General features: G+C 39.3%; 21 protein-coding genes and 1 riboswitch. Of the genes, 11 read left to right on the top strand and 10 right to left on the bottom strand.

The features are described from left to right. Positions 1-33 precede the first annotated feature (33 nt). The 8 genes from ABE65_RS03395 to ABE65_RS03355 all read right to left on the bottom strand — a co-directional run bounded on the left by ABE65_RS03395 (position 34) and on the right by ABE65_RS03355 (position 10,631). Entirely contained in the window at positions 34-2,058 is a 2,025-nt protein-coding gene (locus ABE65_RS03395; RefSeq protein ID WP_066391325.1) for an ABC transporter ATP-binding protein, read from the bottom strand. Between the two features lie 2 nt (positions 2,059-2,060). Next, positions 2,061-3,818, bottom strand: a complete 1,758-nt coding sequence (locus tag ABE65_RS03390) for an ABC transporter ATP-binding protein (RefSeq protein WP_066391324.1) — start codon at positions 3,816-3,818, stop codon at positions 2,061-2,063. A 731-nt stretch (positions 3,819-4,549) separates the two neighbouring features. Then, a complete protein-coding gene (gene ribE / locus ABE65_RS03380) occupies positions 4,550-5,017 on the bottom strand; it encodes a 6,7-dimethyl-8-ribityllumazine synthase (RefSeq protein ID WP_066239884.1) in 468 nt (155 codons plus the stop codon). Between the two features lie 16 nt (positions 5,018-5,033). Then, positions 5,034-6,227 carry a bifunctional 3,4-dihydroxy-2-butanone-4-phosphate synthase/GTP cyclohydrolase II gene (locus ABE65_RS03375; protein ID WP_066391320.1) on the bottom strand — a complete coding sequence of 398 codons (1,194 nt, stop codon included), beginning with the start codon at positions 6,225-6,227 and terminating at the stop codon, positions 5,034-5,036. Positions 6,228-6,238: 11 nt separating this feature from the next. Next, positions 6,239-6,886 (bottom strand): riboflavin synthase, encoded by a 648-nt coding sequence (gene ribE, locus ABE65_RS03370; protein WP_066391318.1) that lies wholly within the window; start codon positions 6,884-6,886, stop codon positions 6,239-6,241. Positions 6,887-7,066: 180 nt separating this feature from the next. Next, positions 7,067-7,214, bottom strand: a riboswitch (FMN riboswitch). Between the two features lie 54 nt (positions 7,215-7,268). Beyond that, positions 7,269-8,636, bottom strand: coding sequence for a TrkH family potassium uptake protein (locus ABE65_RS03365; RefSeq protein WP_066391316.1), 1,368 nt, complete (start codon positions 8,634-8,636; stop codon positions 7,269-7,271). Between the two features lie 103 nt (positions 8,637-8,739). Continuing rightward, on the bottom strand, positions 8,740-9,816 hold the full coding sequence (locus tag ABE65_RS03360; protein ID WP_066391313.1) for a hypothetical protein: 1,077 nt from the start codon (positions 9,814-9,816) through the stop codon (positions 8,740-8,742). Between the two features lie 86 nt (positions 9,817-9,902). Next, positions 9,903-10,631, bottom strand: coding sequence for a YwaF family protein (locus ABE65_RS03355; RefSeq protein ID WP_066391311.1), 729 nt, complete (start codon positions 10,629-10,631; stop codon positions 9,903-9,905). Positions 10,632-10,753: 122 nt separating this feature from the next. Between ABE65_RS03355 and ABE65_RS03350 the strand changes: the two genes are divergently transcribed. The 6 genes from ABE65_RS03350 (at position 10,754) to ABE65_RS03325 (ending at position 16,583) form a co-directional block, all read left to right on the top strand. Continuing rightward, positions 10,754-11,374, top strand: coding sequence for a YhbD family protein (locus ABE65_RS03350; protein ID WP_066391309.1), 621 nt, complete (start codon positions 10,754-10,756; stop codon positions 11,372-11,374). A 20-nt stretch (positions 11,375-11,394) separates the two neighbouring features. Next, positions 11,395-12,180, top strand: a complete 786-nt coding sequence (locus ABE65_RS03345; protein WP_066391307.1) for a polymer-forming cytoskeletal protein — start codon at positions 11,395-11,397, stop codon at positions 12,178-12,180. A gap of 381 nt (positions 12,181-12,561) precedes the next feature. Next, positions 12,562-14,049 carry a spore germination protein gene (locus ABE65_RS03340; protein ID WP_066391304.1) on the top strand — a complete coding sequence of 496 codons (1,488 nt, stop codon included), beginning with the start codon at positions 12,562-12,564 and terminating at the stop codon, positions 14,047-14,049. A gap of 31 nt (positions 14,050-14,080) precedes the next feature. Beyond that, positions 14,081-15,226: a Ger(x)C family spore germination protein gene (locus ABE65_RS03335; protein ID WP_066391302.1), complete on the top strand. Its 1,146-nt coding sequence runs from the start codon at positions 14,081-14,083 to the stop codon at positions 15,224-15,226. A gap of 17 nt (positions 15,227-15,243) precedes the next feature. Beyond that, positions 15,244-15,474 carry a hypothetical protein gene (locus ABE65_RS03330; RefSeq protein ID WP_066391300.1) on the top strand — a complete coding sequence of 77 codons (231 nt, stop codon included), beginning with the start codon at positions 15,244-15,246 and terminating at the stop codon, positions 15,472-15,474. Between the two features lie 14 nt (positions 15,475-15,488). Next, complete coding sequence (locus ABE65_RS03325) at positions 15,489-16,583, top strand: GerAB/ArcD/ProY family transporter (protein ID WP_066391298.1); 1,095 nt, start codon at positions 15,489-15,491, stop codon at positions 16,581-16,583. A 38-nt stretch (positions 16,584-16,621) separates the two neighbouring features. Here the strand turns inward: ABE65_RS03325 and ABE65_RS03320 are convergent, their stop codons facing one another. Continuing rightward, positions 16,622-17,830, bottom strand: a complete 1,209-nt coding sequence (locus ABE65_RS03320) for an MFS transporter (RefSeq protein WP_066391296.1) — start codon at positions 17,828-17,830, stop codon at positions 16,622-16,624. A 155-nt stretch (positions 17,831-17,985) separates the two neighbouring features. Here ABE65_RS03320 and ABE65_RS03315 point away from each other — a divergent pair, with 155 nt between their 5' ends. Together ABE65_RS03315 and ABE65_RS03310 are read left to right on the top strand one after the other, a co-directional pair. Continuing rightward, positions 17,986-18,342, top strand: coding sequence for a winged helix-turn-helix transcriptional regulator (locus ABE65_RS03315; RefSeq protein WP_066391295.1), 357 nt, complete (start codon positions 17,986-17,988; stop codon positions 18,340-18,342). Positions 18,343-18,462: 120 nt separating this feature from the next. Continuing rightward, the gene (locus ABE65_RS03310) at positions 18,463-19,923 is read left to right on the top strand and encodes a flavin monoamine oxidase family protein (protein ID WP_066391294.1); all 1,461 of its coding nucleotides are present in this window, start codon (positions 18,463-18,465) and stop codon (positions 19,921-19,923) included. Positions 19,924-19,990: 67 nt separating this feature from the next. Here ABE65_RS03310 and ABE65_RS03305 read toward each other — a convergent pair whose 3' ends face one another. Then, positions 19,991-20,512 (bottom strand): DinB family protein, encoded by a 522-nt coding sequence (locus ABE65_RS03305; RefSeq protein ID WP_066391292.1) that lies wholly within the window; start codon positions 20,510-20,512, stop codon positions 19,991-19,993. A gap of 233 nt (positions 20,513-20,745) precedes the next feature. On the opposite strand from ABE65_RS03305, the gene ABE65_RS03300 reads away from it, so the two are divergent. The 3 genes from ABE65_RS03300 (at position 20,746) to ribD (ending at position 24,387) form a co-directional block, all read left to right on the top strand. Beyond that, entirely contained in the window at positions 20,746-22,212 is a 1,467-nt protein-coding gene (locus tag ABE65_RS03300; RefSeq protein ID WP_066399696.1) for a SulP family inorganic anion transporter, read from the top strand. 338 nt (positions 22,213-22,550) lie between these two features. Further along, positions 22,551-23,306: a GTP cyclohydrolase II gene (locus ABE65_RS03295; RefSeq protein WP_066391291.1), complete on the top strand. Its 756-nt coding sequence runs from the start codon at positions 22,551-22,553 to the stop codon at positions 23,304-23,306. Beyond that, positions 23,299-24,387: a bifunctional diaminohydroxyphosphoribosylaminopyrimidine deaminase/5-amino-6-(5-phosphoribosylamino)uracil reductase RibD gene (gene ribD, locus ABE65_RS03290; RefSeq protein WP_066391290.1), complete on the top strand. Its 1,089-nt coding sequence runs from the start codon at positions 23,299-23,301 to the stop codon at positions 24,385-24,387. The genes ABE65_RS03295 and ribD overlap by 8 nt, the downstream gene beginning before the upstream one ends. The last annotated feature ends 9 nt before the right edge of the window (positions 24,388-24,396 follow it).

The raw sequence follows: 24,396 nt of genomic DNA, 5'->3' as shown, positions 1-24,396 counted from the left end.
GAAAAGAAGCCCCTTAGGAGCTTCTTTTTTCGTTTAGCTTACTGCACGTGTTTCTGTTTTTCCTTGTTGCAGCTGATACATCTGGAAGTAACGTCCCTTTTCTTTCATCAATTCATCATGACTGCCACGTTCTACGATCACACCACGATCGAGAACGAGAATTTGATCAGCACTCTTAATGGTAGAAAGTCTGTGGGCAATAATGAAAGTTGTTCTTCCTCTCTTCAACACATCCAACGCTTCTTGAATCACAGCTTCTGTTTCTGTATCGATACTTGCCGTTGCTTCATCAAGAATTAAGATAGCTGGATTGTACGCTAACGCTCTTGCAAATGAGATTAGTTGTCTCTGACCGGATGAAAGGGTACTTCCTTTTTCAATAACCGGTTCATCCAATCCATTTGGCAAGTTGTTGATAAACGGCATTGCCCCTACATCCGTAAGTGCCTTTTCAACTTGTTCCGGCGTAATCTCAGGGTTATCTAAGCTTACGTTTGATGCAATCGTACCGGTAAACAAGAAGGGATCTTGTAGCACGATACCCATATGCTGACGAAGCTCTTGTTTGGAAAGCTTCATGATGTCTTGGCCATCGATCATGATTTTTCCTTGTTTAATGTCATAGAAACGGAACAGCAGATTCATGATTGAACTTTTCCCGGAACCCGTATGACCGACGAGCGCCACTGTCTCACCTTGATTAGCTTCAAAAGCGATATTTTTAAGAACAGGTTCACCTTCTACATAACTGAACGTAACATCTTGGAACGCTACATTCCCTTTGTATCGCTCGATCTCTGTTTCTGTTACTTTCTGTCCTGGTTCATCCATTAGCACGAATACTCGCTCTGCAGAAACAAGTGCCTGCTCAAGCTGTGCAAGCTGGTTGACCATACCTGTTACAGGGTGGAACATGCGGTTTAAATAATCTACAAACGCATACAGAACACCGATTGAAATGACAGAACCTACGCCAAGCGCCTGCCCACCAAAGTGCCAGATGAATGCCATAAATGCAAGGTTCTTTAATAACAACACAAGGTTATGTCCTGTCATGGCGTTAAGACTTAAGAGCTTATTTTGAAAGGTGAAATATTCTTTATTCATCGTTTCAAATTCTTCTGAAGTCTTATTTTGTCGCTTAAATGCTTGAATGATTGTCATTCCATTGATTGATTCGTTTATCATTCCATTAATGTCACTAAGTGTAGAACGAATCTTATGATTGTATTTAGACGCAAACTTTCGGTAAACAATGATCCAAACCACCAGGATCGGTACCAGTATCAAACAGATGGTCGCAAGCTTAGGATCAAGCAAGAACAATGCGATGAATATCCCTGTCAGATAGATGATTCCTGTAAAAAAGTTTGCTAGAACATTAATAAATAATTCTTTGATCGCTTCTGTATCATTCGTAATACGAGAAACGATTTTCCCTGCAGGTTGATTATCAAAATACGTAATGGCTACACGCTGAACGTGGGCGAATACATCTTGACGAATCTTCTTGATAACTAGATTAGAAGAACGCTGTAACATATAGCGCTGACCATACTGAAAGAATGATGCAAAAACGAGAAGGCCAAAGTAAATCATAGTCAGTTTCATGATTCCTCTGATCTCTGGTTTATAAAAAGCAAATGTTTCACTCGTACTGAGTTTATCTGCCGAATAGGTTTCTGATTTTCCTTTAAAAGAAATCGTCACTTCTCCGTTACTCGCTTTTCGTTCCCCATCAAAAGCTATTTTGTTTGGTACAACGAAGTAGTCTCGTTTCACTTGAATGACTCGTATCTCTTTTCCTTTATCTTCTCCAGGATCAAAATGATCGTTTCGCTTATACCAGTTTCCATCGTATTTCACTGCTTCTTTTTCTTTATTATCCACTTGATGCCATGGCCGTTCGATACCAAGAATATGGTCATCGATCATCGTTTTTGCGATGAAAGGTCCGGTAAGTTCTGCTCCTATGGCAACAGTAAGCATCAGAAGCCCGAGGATAAAATTCTTTTTATAGTGAAGTGCGTATTGAAACAGGCGTTTTCCAACATTCATGGCTACACCGCCTTATTATCGTTTAAGTTTTGTTCGATCTGTTGACGTTCATGCTGTTCTTTATACCAGCCGTCTCTTGCTATTAAATCTTCGTGTCTGCCTTCATCCACGATTGCTCCGTCATCGATAACGATGATCCAATCTGCATGTTCAACGGCAGACAATCGGTGTGTTGTAATAAACGTTGTTTTCCCAGCACGTTCTTTACGGATATTTCCGATGATCGCTGTCTCCGTCTTCGCATCAACAGCTGATAAGGCATCGTCTAAGATCAAGATCTCAGGGTCTACACACAATGCTCGTGCAATAGACACACGCTGTTTCTGTCCTCCTGATAACGCCACACCTTTTTCACCGACAAGTGTGTTCAATCCCTCCGGAAGGAACTGAACATCCTTTCTAAAGGATGCCATCTCCATAACATGATTCAACTTATCAACACCCGCTGTGCTATTTCCAAATAAGATATTCTCCTCTACGGTTTTGGAGAAAAGAATAGCATCCTGTGGTACGTATCCGATCCATCCTTGTAGATCTTCTAGAGCGATATCTTCAATGCCAACACCAGAGAATGTGATGTTCCCTTTTCCAGACGGATACTCTCTTAAAAGCTGTTTAAGAAGTGTTGTTTTTCCGCTTCCCGTTCGGCCAACAATCCCAAGAGTCGCACCTTTTTCCACCTTAACATTGATGTTCTTTAAGTTATCTGTTTCAGAAGAAGGATAACGGAATGATACATCTTCAAATGCAATCGTTCCAGGATCTTTTAATGGCACAAGATCTTCTCTATCCTTCACATCCGGCTCGTAGCTAAGCGTCTCATTCACACGATCAAGTGACGCACTTCCACGTTCCATAACGTTAATAAGCTCTCCGATCGCGATCATCGGCCAGATCAGCATACCTAAGTAAACGTTAAACGTAACTAGCTCTCCAAGTGTGATCGTCTTATGGAATACCATGTATGCTCCGTAACCTAAACCGATCAAATAACTGATTCCTACTAATACTTTGATCGTCGGCTCGAATAAGGCATCGATTCTTGATACAGCCAAGTTCTTTTCAAATACATCTTCTGTTACTTTATTAAAACGCTCTACATCCTCTTCTTCTTGAACATAAGCACGAATAACACGTACGCCTTGAATGCTTTCCAGAACAGAATCGTTCATTTCTCCAAAAGCGTCTTGTGCAACGGTAAAACGCTGATGTACTTTTTTTCCGTATTTTTTAATAATAAAAGCAATAATCGGCAGTGGAATGAGTGCTGCAAACGTTAATTTCCAACTGATCATGAAACCCATCACAAACAGTATCGTCAGCATGAACAAACTAGAATCTACAAGTGTTAAGATTCCAAATCCTGCAGTCATCGAGATGGCTTTTAAGTCGTTTGTGGCACGTGCCATCAAATCTCCTGTTCTATTTTTCTCAAAAAACGTAGGGGTCATCTTTAATAGGTGACGCATAAAACTTGAACGCATCGAACGCTCAATGATAAAAGCGCCTCCAAAAAGCTGATACATCCAGATGTACATCGTAATGTACATGGAAACGAGAACAGCTACAAAGATCCCAAGAGTCTTCATCATGTCTTCTCTTGTAATCGTCCCCATATGAATGGAGTCAATAATGTTACCGATTAGTTTCGGTGGGATGATCTCGATGATCCCAACGCCAGTCAGCAACACTACTGCAATTGTGTATCGTATCCAATGTTTCTTAAAGAACCATGCTAATTTACCTAAAACTGAAAACATAATGTCTCTCCTCTCGATCTACCCTCTCTTTAAACATTTGTTTAAAGTAGCTACCCAAAAAGTGTATGATCCTTGCATTCTAGCCACACATTCAATGATTTTCTTTTCATTTGTTTTCCTCCTCATGTTTAGTGAATCTATTGCAACAAGAAGAGTAATCTCTTCTAGGCAAACAAAAATAAAAAGCATACCATTCGAACTCGGTATGCTTTAAAAATCATAAAAAAACACACGTCACGACTGGGGTGACCTGCGTACAAACATGTATATAGAAAAGGCAGATATGTAGAATAATAATCCTAATACATCTCTTCCGGCAGGCCATGGTATGAAATTGTATAGTCATTGTTCATTACAACAGTGACCGCAATTTGAGTAACAATCATTTCTTTCACCATGACACAACCATCCTTTCCATAATTTTGTAGTTTATAACTTTGGTAATCTTAACACTATTCTAATAACTATGTCAATTGCTTTTAGATATGCTTAAAATTATTTAAATCGCTGTTAATTTGTACTTTAGAAGAACATCAGGCTAGTCGTTTTTGCACTCAATCCAGAAGTTGTAGCATTTAATCCACGAGTTTTCACCTTCAATCCACATATTTACGCTCTTTATCCACGAGTTATTACTCTCAATCCAAAAGTTACCCTCGAATAGACACCCTTCGACAAACTCCAAAAAACCCGCCACTTCATAAAGTGACGGGCTTGCACACACAAACATCTTATCCTAATTGACGCGTTAAATTTGCCATTTCGATCGCAGATACAGCTGCTTCCCAGCCTTTGTTTCCTGCTTTCGTTCCCGCGCGTTCGATCGCTTGTTCGATCGAGTCAACGGTTAACACGCCAAAAATTACAGGAACACCGCTTGTCATAGATGCTTGAGCAACTCCTTTTGCTGCTTCATTACAAACGTAATCAAAGTGAGGCGTGGATCCGCGGATTACCGCACCTAACGTGATTACAGCATCATAGTTACCGCTATCTGCCATCTTTTTCGCGATCAACGGAATTTCAAACGCTCCAGGAACCCAAGCGATGTCTACATCATCTTCAGAAATACCGTGTCTCTTGAAAGCATCTTGTGCACCAGATACCAATTTATCAGAAATAAAATCATTAAAACGCCCTGCTACGATACCTACTTTTAATCCTGTACCAACTAAATGTCCTTCAAATAATTTTGCCATGACTATTCCTCCTGATTTAGAAATGAAGCATATGCCCCAATTTGCTCTTTTTTGTTTTTAAATAATCTTCGTTGTTCTTGTTATGTGGCATTTGAAGCGCCACACGGTCTGTCACTTCTAAGTCATAACCTTTTAATCCAGCAATCTTTCTTGGATTGTTCGTCAACAGCTTCATCTTACTGATGCCAAGATCTTTTAAAATCTGTGCGCCGATGCCATAGTCACGAAGATCTGGTGCAAACCCAAGCTGTTCATTTGCCTCAACCGTATCCAGACCTTCTTCTTGAAGTTTGTAGGCTTTCATCTTATTGATGAGTCCGATCCCGCGGCCTTCTTGTCTCATGTACAGCAGGACGCCACGTCCTTCTTTTTCTATCTGTGAAAGAGCTGCGTGAAGCTGCAATCCGCAATCACAACGCGCAGATCCGAATACATCACCTGTTAAACACTCAGAATGAACACGAACTAAAACAGGCTCCCCGTTTGCTACATCACCTTTCACAAGTGCAACATGTTCTTTTTCATCTAATACATTCGAAAAGCCGATCGCTTTAAAATCACCAAATTCGGTGGGCAGATTAATCTCTACTTCCCGCTTAACCATCTGCTCTGTTTTGTTTCGGTACGTAATGAGGTCTTTGATCGTGATCAACTTCATATTATGCTGTTTCGCAAGCTCAACAAGTTCAGGAACACGAGCCATCGTTCCATCTTCTTTCATGATTTCACAGATAACACCAGCCGATTTGCTGCCTGCCATTTGTGCAAGATCGATGGCTGCTTCTGTATGGCCTGCTCTTCGCAACACACCACCGTTTTTTCCGATCAACGGAAATATATGCCCAGGGCGATTAAAATCTGAAGGCAAGGATTCTGTATTTACTAGCTCACGTACGGTTGCCGCTCTTTCTTGAGCAGAAATTCCCGTTGTAGTGGAAATATGATCGACACTAATCGTAAAAGCCGTCCCATGTGAATCTGTGTTAGTAGTTACCATGGGCGAGAGATCTAGCTTTATTGCAATTTCCTCAGAGATCGGTGTGCAGACTAATCCTCTGCCATGTGTCACCATAAAGTTGATCGTTTCAGGAGTGATTCCTTCAGCGAGTGCTACAAAGTCTCCCTCATTTTCACGATCCTCATCATCGACTACGATTACAATCTTTCCTTCTTTAAGATCTGCAACTGCTTCTTCTATGGAGTGAAACATGAACTCTCCTCCTAAAATCCGTGCTCTTGTAAGAAATCAAGAGACAACTTCGACTTTTGTGTAGTTTCTTCTTTTGGCGATAGCATATTGTGTACATATTTTGCGAGCATGTCACATTCAATGTTCACGATGTCACCCGTGCCTTTCGATCCTAAAATCGTATGTTCTGCTGTATGAGGAATTAAAGAAACGGTTATTATACTTTCGGTTACCTCAAAGATCGTGAGGCTCGTTCCATCTACACATACAGAGCCTTTTAACATGAAATAGCGCATCAGGCGGTCAGGTAACGCTATCGTATAATAGATGGCATTTCTTTCTGGACGCTTTTCAATGATCTTTCCTGTCCCATCCACATGCCCGGAAACAAAATGCCCACCGAACCGACCACCAGCAGCCATCGCTCGTTCAAGATTGACCGAATCGCGGTTGTTTAAAAGGCTCAATGTGGAAGAACGAAACGTTTCAGGCATAACATCAACTGTGAACTCCCTTTTATTAAAAGAAGTCACCGTTAGACAAACACCGTTTACCGCTATACTATCTCCAAGGTTTACATCTTTTAATACTTCTTGGGCTGTAACGGTAAGTACGATTGTTTCATTGCCTTTAGAAATGGATTTTATCATACCTTTTTCTTCAATAATGCCTGTAAACAAAAAGATTTCCCTCCCTCGTATGACGTTGTTATCATCGTAAATATGCATAAGCAGGAGTCCTTTTTTCTTAATACAAATAACCCCGGAAACAAAATGTCTCCGGGGTTTTAAATGTTAAGAATATAACGAAATAAACCTTTAGTTATACCTATTTCAAACAAAGGTATTCTAAAAGTGTTCACGTTCCTTCTCCCATCCAGACTATACTGTCGGCTTCGGAATTGCACCGAATCCACCGTTTCTGCTATATGCAAAACCGGGTCACGGACTAAGAGGCTAAAGCCTCATCACCGCCGGTTGGGAATTTCACCCGACCCCGAAGGACTTATTTACTTATGTCCATTATAAGTAAACATCGAACTGAATTCAAACGTGATCACTTTTATTGACCAATTATTAATTTTTCTTTCGGATAATGAATATGTTCTGTAACTACTTTCCCTCGGATGATGAACAAGAAGGATAAGACACCGATCCTACCGATGAACATCAGAAGCATAAGGATCATTTTACCTATCGTACTCAAATCACTTGTTATGCCAGTCGAAAGCCCTGTCGTTCCGAACGCAGAACAAACTTCGAAGAATAAGTATTCGATCGGCATAGGATCGGTAATCGCTAAGATGATGGTGGATGATGTACATAGCACCATCGCTACAATAATGACGATAAATGATTTTTGAATGTCTTCTGGATAGATCTCTCGTTTGAAGATCTTAATCGTATTTCTTCCTTTTGCATAAAAGAGAATCGCTAGAAGAGCAACGGCAAACGTTGTTGTTCTGATCCCCCCACCGACTGAACTAGGTGAAGCCCCAATAAACATCATGATCGATAAAAAAAGCATAGTGGGTACTGTTAGTTGTGAGATGTCCATCGTAGATAAACCGCCACTTCGAGTGGTTACAGACTGAAACATCGAATAAAAGAACGACTCATGCCAAGACTTGCCTTCAAAAAAAGCGTTCATCTCTAGCACATAAAAACCTATGGCACCAGTTACAACTAAAATAGCGAACGTAGTTGTAGTGACCTTAGTAAAAAGAGTGAACGTATAACGCTCTAGATACTTACGCTCTTTTATAAAGTTATTGATCTCAACTAAAACAGGAAATCCGATCGCGCCTGATGTGATCAATAACATCGTCACGATTTGAACGAGATAATCATGACGAAACGGGATTAACGAGCTACCCGTTATATCAAAACCAGCGTTCGTCGTGGCAGTAACTGCGGCGAAAAAGGCGTGATACAATACTTCGATCTCTGTATCATAGTAGGGCTGAAACAAAATAAAGAACAAAACCGTTCCTACAACTTCAATACCAATGATTAACGCTAAAATTTGCTTCATCAACTGGACGAGTCCAGCAAGTGTTGATTGGTTCTGATCCGTCATAATCAATTGACGTTCTCTCATCCCAATCCTCTTTCCTATCAATAACCAGACGGCTGTACCGAGTGTCATAACTCCGATTCCGCCAATCTGTACGATGATGGCGAGAAGGACGACCCCAACATGATTAAACGTTTCTGAGATACTAACAGAAGTGAGTCCTGTTACACTAACTGCACTCACCGCTGTAAAAAGAGCATCGATAAATTTTAACTCTACTCCTTCGTTATGCCCCACTGGCAAGCTTAAAAGGATCGTCGCTACTAGTACCGACAATAAGTAAAAGATAACGATGAGTTGAACGGAAGTGAGGAATGACTTTTTTTGTTGTGTAGTTGCTGTATTTTTAAACATATATTTTCACCTGTCGAAAGGATTTTTCTGTAACCTTCTGAAATCTTAACAATAGCATTTCCATTTAACAAGGTGAAATTGAACATTTCCTAAAAAAAGACTGTTAATCTTCTAAGTTACAAGCATCTTCAGCCATTCTCTTTTCAATAAGCCTCATTAATTCAGCGGGATGATCTACTTTAATTACTACCCTTGTCACGTTCTTCTTAAATCCATAAATGATCTCTGACCTCACAGGTTTTTTCAAAAGCAACTCTATATTTGGTTTTTCGGCAATAAAATCACTTACTCTTGCTTCAAATGTATACTTCCTTTCAGCTGCACTCAACTCATCAGGTCCTTCATACGTTTTCCATTCTTGAATGTATTTAAACGGAAGATCAAGGCTTTTAATAAATCCTATGTTCAATATCAAAGAGCGTTCTGTAACGATTAGAGGTACTTTTTTCACCACTTGCATCTGTCCGATGAGAAAAAGAATAGAATAGATATTTATGAATAGTAAGATTAGAGAGACTGTATGGTTCCATTGGCTAAAAAAATAATGAAGACCGACTGATTCGATGATCAGTGCGTGAATCAGCATTAGCTGGAGAGCTACATAGCTCGTATTCTTATGGTAAGTAAAGGTTTGTTCATTCACCATAGGTGCTTTACGCCAGGAGAAGAGGGCATAATAGAACATCGTAATTTCACTAATGAGGGAATCAATCAGACGACTTCTCGTAAAATGAACGTTAATTGCCTGTTTGATTCTTAATAAAAACGGTATTTCATCATCTAATTCACTGTACGTCTTCTTTACTTTCGGAAACTTTCTGAACACGATAAACAATAAATAGAGTTCGATAGAGATGAAACCCGCTTCTAAAAGAAGGAGAGCTTTTGGAATATACGATACAGATTTCATGAGGTCATCTGGAATGATCCATGAGGCGAAAGCATAACTCACTAATGCGACTAGCAGCGTTAGCTTCCATGAATATCTTTTTCGAATAATAAAGTAGTAGGTTAGTAGAGGAATAACAAGCAGAAAATCAAACATCGAACCGATGAGCACGGAAGTAGGTATAGGTTGAAAATAGTTTGTCTGATACAGCACTACATTACTTCCGATAACTAAGAAACTAAGAAAAAGAAATGGCATCCACCTGATTGGCTTATTCATGGTTTCAATCATAATATCCCTCCTTACTACCATTATATCTGAAATTCCATAATTTTCTTGTTTAGCATGACTTTGTCACAAATAGTACACAAAAAAGGCTACCCCTCAAATGGCGGGTGGCCCTTTTTCATGTGATCTAATTTTTCTTTAACCGGAATAAAAATTAGCAGACTTAAAGCTAAAGCGACGAATTCTAGTGAAAGAATATACCACGGATACGGCCCCAAAAAATCCAACAGAGAAGCATTTGATGGTTTTCTTAGCAAGAACATATAATTTGCACCAATCGCTACATTTATAATGTAGACAAGTAACGCATACATGTTCAACCATAAAAAGGACTGAAAAAGAAGCTTCCAGCTAATTGTATAAGACCTAATTATCGCATAATAAAGAGCTGTCCAAACAATAAAGGCATGCGCCACAAAGTATTGAATGAAACGAAAATGCCAAGGCTCTTGAAACAGCTCTGGTGTCAACAATCCTTGTATAGCACCTGTTAATCCAAACAGATAGACAAAAGCAAACAATCTCCGATCATCTGTTATGAGCAACAACACGCATAGCAGAATGTTGAAGCTACATAGCTGCAAAGGAAGGAAAATATAAATATCCCATAAATCATTGTAAACGGCCCACATGTGATACGTACTCTCAGATACGATAAGTCCTGTTATTAAGATCTTCTTCCATATGTGCATCTTCCTAATTGTAATGCGGTAACCATGCATACCTATACTCACAAAGAAAATAAAAACTAATACTAGCACATGCTCCCACTGAAACATTCGAAAACCCGAAGTTCCTGCACTAAGCCAATTCTCCATTAACCCCTCCACCTTCTACTTATTATTATTCAAAACTCTTCTAACGCTTTCCTTTGTATCATTTTAAAAAATATTGCATAGCGTAACAGTGTTATGTTACATTAGAAACAAGGAGGTTAATCATGGAAAATCTAATCTCAAAAAAGGATCTATTAGAAGAAGCGAATATATCATACGGCCAGTTATATAGGTGGAAAAGAAAGAACCTGATTCCCGAAAACTGGTTCATTAGAAAATCTACCTTTACAGGGCAAGAAACATTCTTCCCAAAAGATGATATTTTGCTACGCATTGAAAAGATCAAAACACTAAAAGATGACCTTTCACTTGATGAACTAGCTGATATGTTCTCCCCTTCTCCAACACTCACATCATTATCAGCAGAAGAACTTTCGAAACGTAACATTGTTTCACAAACAGCGATAGATATGTTCAACAATTTTCATGGGCGAAATCAATCCTTCTCATTCAATCAATTAGTAACGCTATATGTATTGAATTCATTGTTGCAAACAGGCGATGTAAACCGCGCGGAAGGCCTTGACTTGTTAGAGCTCTTTCACAATCAAGCACAGACGGTTAAGAATGCTGGATGTGAATTAATTTTCATCAGAAAGATGGGTGTTTCTTTTTTTATTCTCACCCCTGAACCAGCCAATCTTTGCTTAGAACCTCAGGCTAAAAAAATCGCTCACTACAAATTAAGTCAGTGCATGGAAGAACTAAAATTAAAGCTTTCTTAATCATTGAAGGAGGAATATCAATGGAACGAACTCAGTTAAAAAACATTAGCATTTCTGGATCAGGGACTTCATCAGGTGGTGAGTATGATCAAGTAAAAGTTAACGGATCTGCACATATACACGGTGACCTTGTTTGTGAACAGTTCAAATGCAACGGAAGCGCCCATCTGGAAGGAAACATCACAACGGATACTGCTAAGATCAATGGATCTACCCACTTCGAAGGCGACGTAGAAGTGAAGGAAATGACGATTAACGGTAGTTCGGATATCGATGGTCATCTTCTATGTGATGAATTAAAGGTTCAAGGCTCTTCTACGATTAAAGGAAATGTTAAAGGAAAGGAAATTATCGTTCGGGGATCTGCCTCTGTAGATGGTAATGTTTCAAGTGACGAAATTGATGTGAAAGGGCAAGTGAAAATTAAAGGTGATTGTGAAGCTGAATCTTTTGAAGCTCGTGGTAACTTTAAAATTGATGGCCTCTTAAATGCAGGCACGATTGACGTAGAACTTCTTCGTCATTGTGAAGCAAAAGAAATCGGTGGCGAGAACATCACGGTTAAAAAGACTCGTGATGCATCTGGTTTTAAGAAACTAATCAAGTTTTTTATGAGCAACCACAATGACCAACTTTCGGCAGAAGTGATTGAAGGCGACAACTTATACCTTGAACATACACATGCCGAAGTAGTTCGAGGAAACACGATAGAAATTGGACCCGGCTGTGATATAAAAAGAATTGAATATAAAACAAGTTTAGAGATTGATTCAGACGCTAAAGTGGGATCACAGGAAAAAATTTAATCGTAATTCTCTCATTTAATTTGTGAAAAGCTACCTTCTTATGTGGTAGCTTTTTTGCATTGTTTTAATATTCTATCTCACCCTAAGATGAAACCCCAAAAATGTTTTCATATTTTTATTTTCTTTTATGACTTCATTGCCAAGTAGATTGGAGTGTAAGGTGTGAGACTCCTCGAAAATTAAACTTCAAATTTTCTTCGTGCGATGTGTCGCTACCGTGGCGCAGAGCGGCAAGGGGGCTCAGCGAACGCCCCGCGGAAAGCGAAGCACCTGAAACGGAAATCTACAGCTTTCATCCACCCTTCATGACTTCCATGGTAAATAATGTATAGATTTCTATGCTTCATCAAACATTATAGGATAAGGCAGGTGTTAACCATCATGGATACAGATACAACAAAAGTGGAAGTTCCTATAAACAAAGACCTTCAAGCAAATGATGAATATATGCGTAACCTCTATAAAAACTGTGATGACATCAAGATCAGACACTTTCAATTTGGTTCAGATTATAAACAAGAAGCTCTTGTTGTACACTGTGATTCTCTCGTTCAAGAAGAAAAATCGAACTTGCTGCATCAGGTGATCAAGGATATGCCAGATTTTGAGGCAGCACTCTCTCTTGCTGTTTCCGTTCAACAGATAAAAGTTTTTTTTGAGAATAAAGGCGTCTCATCAAGGCCAGTCATGCTTTTAAAAAACTACAATGAACTAAATGCCAATATCGTGAACGGCCATATTGTCTTGATCTTTGACAAATGGGACTTAGCATTAAGCTTTGATGCTTCTTCAGTAGAGAAAAGAAGTGTAGCTGAACCACAGAACGAAGTAGTCGTTGTTGGTCCACGAGAAGGAACCATCGAAAACCTGCAAAAAAACCTTGGCTTGATTCGTTCGCGATTAAAAACTCCCGATCTTAAATTTATTTTTAAACAAACAGATAGCAAGTCTAACACTAAGTTTGTTTACGGCTATTTAGATGGAACCGTAAAAAAAGAGATGCTTAAAGAATTTGAATCGAGAATCAACAAGATTAAAAAGGAAGAAATTCTAGAAACGTCCTATATCGCTGAATTGATTGAAGAGTCGTCCATCACTCCCTTTCCTCAATATCGATTTACAGAAAGACCAGATGTCGCTTCAGCTTCTTTGTTAGAAGGTAAGATTATTATTTTAATGGAAGGTACAGGAACGATTGTTATCTGTCCTGGCCTCTTTAATGAATTCTTCCAATCAGCTTCAGATTATTATCAACGATCAGTTTTCTCATCGATTATTAGGTTGGTAAGGTTTGTTGGTTTTATTCTGAGCTTAGCTCTGCCTAGCATCTATATTGCTTTGACTACTTTTCATTCTGAACTCATACCGACCGTTTTGTTGATCGCCCTGTTGGATACACGTGAAGGCATCCCCTTTCCTGCAATTATAGAAGCTTTGATCATGCTGTTTTTTTTCGAACTTTTGCAAGAAGCAGGTGTTCGGCTGCCAAAACCAATTGGGTCAACCGTTAGTATCGTTGGAGCGTTGATTATCGGTGAAGCGTCTATTAACGCTGGACTCGCATCTCCAATCATGATCGTTGTAATAGGGTTAACGGGAATCGCTTCCTTTTCTATCCCTTATTATGATTTCGGCTTTGCAGCACGTTTATTGCGAATACCGTTGATGTTTCTTGCGGCAATCATGGGTGGCTTCGGTTTATTCTTAGGATTTATTCTTATATTCCTACACCTATCCAAATTGCACGTTCTAAAAGAGCCTTATCTTGGTACGTTCACACTTAACAGCACCTCATTACTAAAAGACGGTTTCTTCAGATTGTCACTAAAAAAATTATTGAAACACCGAAGTACAGGCAAAAACGTTTAGGGCATTTACTTATAAAAAAGGTGGGTTTTACATGCAAAAGCTAATCAAATACATGGTTGCCTCTTCCCTCCTTTTTTTATCAGGATGCTGGGATCATGCTGAACTTACTGAATATGTTTTTGTTCAATCACTTGCCATCGACCAAAAAAAGGATGGCAGAATTAAACTTACCACTCAGTTTTATAAGCCTGCTCCTAAGATCGCTTCAGCTGGAGGTGGTGGAGAGTCTTATTTTGAGCTTGAAACGGAAGCAAAATCCGTTTTTGATGCGATACGAGATGTGACCATCCATTTAGGTAGAAAAGCGAATTGGGGACATGTGCGTTTTATCGTGATCAGTGAAAAAGTAGCTAGAAAACAATACCTCGGTTCTGTTCTAGACTTCTTTTTCCGAGATCATGAGCCAAGACTTTTAACGGGAGTTGCAGTTACTGAGGGATCTGCCGCTGACTATTTAAAAGAAAAGCCTCATGTTGAAAACACAGTAAGTGAACAATTAAATGAGGTGACAAAAACCGGAAGTAAGTTCAGCGCAAAAACGTACCCTGCAAATCTGTTTACGATTGGAAAACAGCTTCACAGCGAAGTCGATACGGTCTACGTTCCCTACCTTAAAAAAGAAAATGCAAAAGAGAACAGCATTTTCGTAGATGGTCTTTCCCTCTTTCAAGGTGGAAAACTAAAGACGATTATTTCAAATAAAGAAACGAAGTCACTCATGCTAGCTCTTAATGATTTTCAGTTTGGAATTATCAGTATCACTTGTAAAGGAAGTAAATTACAAGAGTCATTTGAGATCACCGAATCTCATACCAATTCATCTCTTGAAATAAAAAAGGGAGTTGTCCATTACTCTCTTCAACCAAAACTCCAAGCTAGCATAGGAGAATTAGAATGTTCGAAGGTCGAAACGAAACATCAACTAGAAGTTCTACATAAAAAATTAGAAAAACAAGTGAATCACAACTTGATGGCATTATTAAAACAATCACAAAAAAAGAATATCGATATTATCGGATTAGGAAACCATATCTATCGCTCTAATCCGAGAGAGTGGCAACGAATGAAAAAAGAAAAAGTACCGTATTACAAAGATGCCGTCTTTCATGTTAAATCGGAAGTTAACATCTTAAACACTGGTACAGACATAAGCAAACCTTTTCACAAAAAATATTAGAACGATGAGGAATCGCTATGATTGAAAAACTCATTATAGGAAGCTTGATCGTATTATTGTACTTCGATTATCAATTGATCAAACAAGACAGTCGGTCCAAAAAAATTTATTTAATGCTATCCATTCCTGCAGGATATATGCTTTATGCTTATCTAACAGGTCGGAGCCTTCCGAATTTAGATGATGGATTTCAGGTAATCGTAGGTCCTATGGCTGAAGCAATCACCTCATGGCTACAAGTAAAATAATAAGGAGTACCCTTATGCACACAGGAAAAATCAGTTATTGGCAAATGGCAGTCTTATTTCAAGTGTATATGACAGGTTCAGCTCTTATTAATATCCAAGGGCCTATGTTGGCTGCTGCTCAAAACAGTGCCTGGTTCGCCATGCTTCTCGCTAACTTAGTTGGTTTTGTCATCTTATTTCTTGTATTAACACTACATAATGAGTACCCTGATCAATGTTATGTGAATCAAGTTCGCCTAACACTAGGAAACGTGATGTCATACATGATCATCATTCCTTTATTCTTAGTCATGTTGTATATCACAGCAAACATTGTATATGGTATGGGGCAATATTTCACAACATCAATGATGAGAGAAACGCCACTCTTTATCTTTCACTTGCTCATCTTATTCACTTGTAGCTTAACAGCAACAGCTGGAATTGAAGTGATGGGTCGCATGTTTCATCTACTAATGTACATTTTGTTATTCATATTCATCATCATGTTAATTCTGCCTTATAACACGTATGAGATCACAAATCTGCTTCCTTTAGCTCCTTCAGGTTTTAAGCCGATTCTACACGGCGTATATGTGGGTTTTGGATTTCCTTACATGGATGTTCTCTTCTTTGCCATGATCATTTATCTGGTCAAGCCAAAACCAGGGCAGTCTATCAATAAATGGCTCTATTTAGGATTATTCTTTAATGGAATCGTACTCAGCTTAACCATTCTCTGTTCGTTATTAGGCCTTGGCCCTTTAGTGTTTCTAAAGAAATTTCCGCTTCATGTTCTTGCTCAGCTGATCAGTATCGGAGAGATTGTGGAACGTGTAGAAGCGATCTTTGGCATCGCCTTAATTCTAGGAACGTACATGAAGATCTCGTTATTGCTTTTTATACTTGATCAAGCTCTTTCTACGCTATTTAAAGTAAAAGCTGCACACTTTATAAACATCATCACAGTGGTCGTGTTTTTACTTTCTCTAACGATGTACAAAAATGAAATTGAATTAGGTGAATCTGGATCCTTCTTACAGACTCCTGTAACGTTTATTTTTGGATTCGTCCCCCTTTTACTTGTCGTGATTGTGGCAAAAGTGAAAAAAAAGAAAAAAACTGCTTAAAAAAGAAGGCAGACCGAAATGGCTGCCTTCTTTTCAAATTATACTGTTCTTTTTTCAAGGGATGCACTCCATGCTGTTAAGAGGACCGCACCAAATACCATAACCCCGCCAATCCAAGGTGTATGAATGATACCGATCGAATCCACGATTAGTCCTCCAACCGATGCTCCAATCGCAATACCGAGATTAAATGCGGCAATATTAATGGCTGACGCAACATTTACCGCAGAGGGTACATATCTTTCAGCAAGTTTCACAACATAAACTTGTAGACCTGGAACATTCATGAAAGCCAAAAGTCCTAATAAGAAGATTGTAACCGTCCCTGCAATTTTAAATGGAGCTGTAAATGTTAAGATCACTAAAATAATGGCTTGAACAACAAACATCCAAAATAAAGCTTTGATCGGGTTCTTATCTGCTGCTTTGCCTCCGACTGTATTTCCAATCGCAACAGCAATACCGTATCCTAACAGAATCCAGCTTACAGCTTTTGGATCATATCCTGTTACATTTTCTAAGATCGGTGCTAAATACGTAAATGCTACAAACGTTCCACCGTAACCAAGAGCAGTGATCGCGAAAGCTAATAACAAACGACCGTTTTTAATGATCTTGAGTTGGTCTTTTAAACTTGATGGTGGTGCTTCTTTCAAATTCTTCGGAACTAAGATCGCACTAGCGATGATCGCAACAATCCCTAGTAGAGCAACTGCCCAAAACGTAGCTCTCCATCCAAAGGTCTGTCCGATAAATGTTCCAAGTGGAACCCCTGTTACTGTTGCAACAGTAAGTCCTGTAAACATGAATGCGATCGCACTTGCACGTTTATGTTCAGGTACGAGATCCGCAGCGATTGTAGCACCTATTGAAAAGAACACACCATGCGAAAATGCTGTAATGAACCGCGCGATCAATAGCAGTGTAAAACTTGTTGATAGGGCTGCAACCATGTTACCTGCGATAAAAACGACCATTAACAGAAGCAACAGCGTCTTTCTGTTCATTTTATTCGTTAACGCGGTAAGAACCGGTGCGCCGAATGCGACACCCATCGCATATCCGGATATGAGTAATCCTGCGAGTGTAATTGAAATGTTAAGATCTGATGCTAATGAAGATAAAAGTCCTACAGGTACAAACTCAGTTGTACCAATACCAAATGCCGAAATGGCTAATGCTAATAACGCCGGAAAACCACCTTTTGACTTCGACGCGTTTTCCGTTTGAACGGCTGTTGAATTCATCTATTAATCCCTCCATTGATTTTTAGTTGGTGAATGAACTAGTCATTCGGATGACTTAATGCTATTATGAAAGATACACAAACTAAAAGTAAGTACGCACTTTAAAGTAATGTAGGCACTTTTAAGTAACAATTAAGCGATAGAGGTGATTATGGATGAAAAAATACAATATACCTGTTGAAGCTGCACTTGAAGTGATCGGTGGAAAGTGGAAAGTCGTCATCCTCTGCCATCTTATAAAAGATAAACGAAGAACTGGTGAGTTGAAGCGATTAATGCCAGGAATCACACAAAAGATGCTCACACAGCAACTTCGAGAACTAGAAGATGACGGAGTAATCCTTCGTGAAGTTTACAATCAGGTTCCTCCACGTGTTGAATACTCTTTAACTGATTACGGTTGGTCGTTAAAAGGAATCTTGGATTCACTCTGCGCTTGGGGTGAGCAACATATCGAGAAGACTTATCCGAATAAAGATGATGTTTTAGTTCAGACAGAGGAACTAGTTTAAATTTAGAGAAATGGCAGCCATCATTGGCTGTCATTTTTAGTTTTAATTACAAAATAATATTCTTTAATAATTTTTAATACATTGTTAAAAGGAATGAACGTTCATTTAGGGGGACTTGTGATGAATTCAAACCGTTTAACAGTTGAGAGAATGCTGGATATTATACAGAACGGTTTACCCATGACAAGCTCTCCAAAAAGGATGATTGTCGTTGGTGCAGGAATGGCCGGGCTTGTTGCAGCCACACTTTTAAAGAACGCTGGACACGAGATCATCCTTCTGGAGTCTACCCACAGAGTTGGCGGACGTATTTACACAGTCAGATCACCTTTTACCCACGGTAACTATTACGAAGCAGGTGCGATGAGAATTCCTGAGATGCATAAACTTGTTTTAGCATATATCGAGAAGTACAACCTAGAGATCAATGAATTCGTAAACAGCAATCCTCATGACCTTCTTTTAGTCAACGGTATTCGGACCACCTATAATGCTTATGAGAAAAATCCTAATATCTTAGGATTTCCAGTCTTAGAAAATGAAAAAGGAAAAACGGCTGAAGAGCTGATTGCTTATGCCGTTCAGCCGATTGCAGATTTCATTGATCGTGATCCTGATAATAATTGGCCGATCATCATTCAGAACTTTCAACAGTACTCCCTTGATAACTATCTACGTAACAACCCTTACGGAAGATCTTTATCAGCTGGAGCTATAGATATGATTAAAGTACTCCTGTCACTAGAGGGGCTTCCGGAGCTCTCTCTTTTAGAGATGCTTCGAGATATTTTAATCATCTTTAAAAAACCCCCACTCAAATATTTTGAAGTAACAGGCGGCTACGATCAGCTTCCTCGTGCTTTTCTTCAAGAACTTCGGCATAATATCTATTTTGGGCAGAAGCTTACTCGCCTTGTGCAGACAGAGTCTACCGTTAAACTTTATACAGAAAGTCCTCAAACACTACATCGTTTTTCATTTGAAGCAGACAAAGTTTTAATTACATTGCCATATTCTGTTCTTAATTTTGTGGATTTTGAACCATACAACTCTCTCTCCTATCTGAAAAGAAAAGCGATTCGCGAACTGCATTATGTACCATCGATTAAGATTGGAATCGAATTTAAACATCGCTTCTGGGAAAAAAACGGCCTTTCTGGAGGAAAAACCGTTACGGATCAACCAACACGATTCACACACTATCCGAGTCGTATCCGACAAGACATCCCATCTGGTGTTGTGATCGGAAGTTATACATGGGAAGATGATACGTTTCCCTGGAGAAGTTCGTCAAACGAGATGAAAATTAAAGAAACCTTAAAATATCTCGCACAGTTTCACGGTGAACATATCTATCAACATTTTGTAACAGGGTTTAGCCATGATTGGTCAACGGATCCGAATGCAGGCGGGTGCTTTACCATGTTTAAGCCTTACCAAGAACTAGAGTTATTTGAAGCGATCAAAGCTCCAGAAGGAAGGCTGCATTTTGCAGGAGAGCATACTACATTGAAGCATGGATGGGTTGAAGGAGCGGTGGAGTCAGGCATAAGGGCTGCGGTAGAGATGAACGCTATTTAGCACATTAATTTACAAACAAATACAAGCCGATTTCATGTGAGATCGGCTCGTTTTTTTAAACAAATGTTTAATTTTTTGATAAGTATCGCTCTACTATGATGTTACGATGGTGTATTTCATGACCTGCTATAATCATCATTAAGGCACGAGTCGTAACGGGATAACTATTTGCCGTTCCTTTTCTTTCTAGAACTTTCTTGCTCAAACTTTTAATCAGCTGGATTGTCGACAAACGCACTGATACAAAATGCTCTAACAACTCTCTAACAGGGAGGTCATCAAAGTCTGCTTCTTCAACATAAGCATTTTCATCGTATCCAGGAAGTGAGGTTGTTTCCCCTCGTGCGATAGATAATAAACGATAGCTCATGATTCTCTCCGTATCTGTAATATGACCGACTACTTCTTTGATGCTCCACTTCCCTGTTGCATAACGGTAGGAAAGCTGCTCATCATCTAACATGCTTACGATTTCCACTGTTTCTTTCATCTGATCTGATAGGATTTGAATGATATCTCCTTCAGGTACTAAGCTTACATACCCCTTATAATAATCTGCGTACTCATATCCTTCTGATTTCTTATCCATATCCTCATCCCCTTCCCTTATGTAAAACGTATAATTCTATTTTTCTACTTATGCTATGAAAAAACAAGAAATTCACGGTAAATGAGAGAAAAAACCAAATTTACACGCTTACATTTGGTTACATCCTCTCTTCTATCCATGATATAATCAAACGCGTTGACATCGGACCCGACTTTCATGAGAGTTGAAAGTCAAAAAACAGTTTTCAAAATAAAGAAAGAGGTGTGTTTTTGTTGGATTACAATCAAATAAAACAGGAGTGGTTCGGGAACATCCGAGGAGATGTTCTTGCAGGACTTGTAGTCGGATTGGCTCTTATTCCAGAGGCGATCGCTTTCTCCATCATTGCAGGTGTAGACCCTATGGTTGGTTTATATGCCTCATTTTGTATTGCCGTTGTAATTGCTTTTTTAGGTGGAAGACCTGGAATGATATCAGCCGCAACTGGAGCTATGGCTCTTGTCATGGTGACTCTTGTTGCAGAACATGGACTGCAATACCTGTTAGCAGCAACCGTTCTAACAGGTGTCATTCAAATTTTAATAGGGGTATTAAAACTCAGTAAGTATATGAAGTTCATTCCTCGATCAGTAATGGTCGGATTTGTTAATGCGCTAGCTATTCTCATATTTACTGCACAGCTTCCTCATTTTGTTGGAGAATCTTGGGTGATGTACGCAATGGTCGCAGGAGCATTAGCCATCATTTATCTTTTTCCGAGAGTGACAAAAGCGGTGCCGTCTCCACTTGTCGCCATTACCGTAATCACGATCATTGCAGTGATGTCAGGTTCAACCGTTCAAACGGTTGGTGACATGGGTGAATTAACTCAAGCTCTACCATTGTTCTTAATCCCTGACATCCCTATAACGTTTGAAACATTACAGATTATCTTTCCATACTCATTTGCTCTAGCTCTTGTTGGACTTTTAGAGTCTCTATTAACCGCTCAGATCGTAGATGATATGACAGATACGGATAGCGATAAGAACAGGGAAGCAAAAGGACAAGGACTCGCTAACATTGTTGCGGGATTCTTTGGAGGTATGGCCGGCTGTGCGATGATCGGGCAATCGGTTATCAACGTTAAGTCGGGTGGTAGAGGAAGACTTTCTACATTTGTTGCTGGAGCATTCTTAATGATTCTTATAATCTTGCTCAACGACTTGCTCTCGATGATTCCAATGGCAGCTCTAGTTGGCGTTATGATCATGGTATCCATCGGTACTTTTGATTGGTCTTCTATAACGAAACTTCATAAGATGCCTAAGACCGATGCTGCGGTTATGATCGTAACAGTTGTTACAGTGGTGCTCACTCATGATCTTTCAAAAGGCGTTCTAGCCGGTGTTATCTTAAGTGCCCTGTTCTTTGCGGCTAAGATTTCAAAAGTTGAGATATCTTCTACGATCGATAACAACACCAAAGTATATGTAGTAAAAGGTCAGTTATTCTTTGCATCCGTAACAGATTTCGTTTCTCAGTTTGACTTCTCAGAACGTGTCGAGCTTGTTACGATCGACTTGTCACAATCTCATGTTTGGGATGATTCTGCTGTAGGTGCCATTGATAAAGTCGTTCTAAAATACCGCCAAAACCAAACAGCTGTTCAAATTACTGGTCTAGATGCTTCTAGTAACAAGCTGGTAAAAAAATTAGCTATTTATGACAAGCCAGAATCGAAAATCATCGCACAATAACTTAACTTTTTAAAAGATACACTTCATGGTGTATCTTTTTTTTAGCACAATACACAAGCGCCAACCTCTTTAATCCCCAGTATTCGTATCTTTTTTAGCACACTTAGTCTAATATCCAATCTTTTTTTTTACATCTACATAAAATAAGAACAGATATATCCATTTTTAAAATCAATAGAAAAATGCAATTGGATGGATCCCTCGATTATTTGGTTTCCATGCTTTTTTTTTCCATTGAGAGCAAAACACTACTTTCAATCGAATTATCTGGTATAAAATAAACATATTCACCGAAGTAACCGACAAAATACGTATGAACTATAAAAAGGGGTATAAGTATGTTACAAAGTAAAAACTTAAAGCAAAAAGTTCTTTCCATACTTGAAGATAAAATACAACTTATAAAAAAAGACGAAGGTGCGATTTATTTAGTTGGTCCCATTCGTCTGCCTGTTAATCTTTATGGAGATACCGTTGTTTTCAACTGGTACTGCTGGCTTGAAGGCTGCGAACAGACAGAAAACTTTGAAGAAGTGATCGACAAGCTTTCCTCTGCCAACTTGGCAGAATATCAGCAATCCAGTGTTTTAGTTTATGGTGACTTTGCGTACAATGATGAAGCGCTTATTCGCATGCACTCCATCTGTCACACTGGTGATATTTTTGGTAGCAAACGATGTGACTGCGGATACCAGTTAAAGCAGTCGATGAAGATGATTGTAGAACATGGGACTGGTGCACTCTTTTATTTAGCAAACCATGAAGGCCGTGGTATCGGTCTATTTAGTAAAGCGATGGCTTACCTCCTTCAGGAAAGTGGACAAGATACTGTAGAGGCGAACGAAAGTCTTGGATTTGTAGATGATTCCAGAAATTACGAAGACGCTATTGAAGTATTAAAAGCATTGCGTTCAAAACCTGTTACACTCATTACAAACAATCCGAAAAAATTAGAAGCACTTCATCAAGCTGGTCTTTCTGTTACAGCAAGAGCACCGATTTGGGGTGACGTTTCTGAATACAACGAGAAGTATCTTCAAACCAAGATTAAGCGATCTGGTCATCTAGATGAAGGAGTATTCACGAATGAGTAGTCACGAATTCTACATGCAGCTCGCCCTAAATAATGCAAAAGCGATGAAAGGTCAAACAGACCCCAACCCTTTGGTGGGGTCTGTAATCGTAAATCACAACGAAATCGTTGGGGTTGGTACACACCTTAAAGCTGGTGAACCTCACGCTGAAATTCATGCCATTCGTATGGCTGGAGAGAAAGCCAGAGGCGGTACGATTTATGTTACACTTGAACCCTGCTCTCACCACGGACGAACGGGACCTTGTGCTGTAGCGATCGTAGAAGCTGGAATTAAGAAAGTGGTCATCGCTGCATTAGATCCGAATCCGCTCGTATCCGGAAAAGGCGTACAAATTTTAAAAGATGCTGGAATTGAAGTGGAAACTGGAATACTTCAAGAGGAATCAGAGCGAATGAATGAAGTGTTTAACAAGTTTATCGTTCAGAAAATCCCTTTTGTAACTTTGAAATCTGGCATCACGCTTGATGGAAAGATTGCGAGTCATACGAACAACAGCAAATGGATCACATCACCAGAAGCACGTGAAGATGTTCATAAATTGCGAAATGAAAATCGAGCTATACTTGTTGGTGTTAATACGGTTATTCATGATGATCCAGAATTAACGACTCGAATCCCAAACGGACGCAACCCACTTCGAGTGATCATGGATTCGACACTTAAGATCCCTCTACAGGCTAAAGTGGTAACAGACCATCTAGCGGAAACCTGGGTATTCACAACCGAAAATCACAACAAGCAAAAAAAGCTACAACTCGAAGCTCACGGTGTAAAAGTTTTCATTGCAGGTGAATCACGCGTTGACCCGCTTGAAGTTTTAAAAACACTAGGAAACAATCTGATCTCTTCCCTTTTGATTGAAGGTGGAGGAACGATTAACGCAGCTTTTCTAGAAAAAAAGCTTGTTGATAAAGCCGTTTTTTACATCGCACCTAAACTAATCGGTGGACAGCATTCACCATCATTTTTTGGTGGGACTGGAATCGAAAAAATGTCTGATGCTATCCAGCTGAAAGATCTTACAGTTACACAAATCGGCCCTGATTATAAGTTTACAAGTTATCCTAAATACGAATAAGAGGTATAT

Source organism: Fictibacillus phosphorivorans (assembly GCF_001629705.1).
GTDB classification, from domain to species: Bacteria; Bacillota; Bacilli; order Bacillales; family Fictibacillaceae; genus Fictibacillus; species Fictibacillus phosphorivorans_A.
This window is presented reverse-complemented; position numbering and strand designations above follow the sequence as displayed.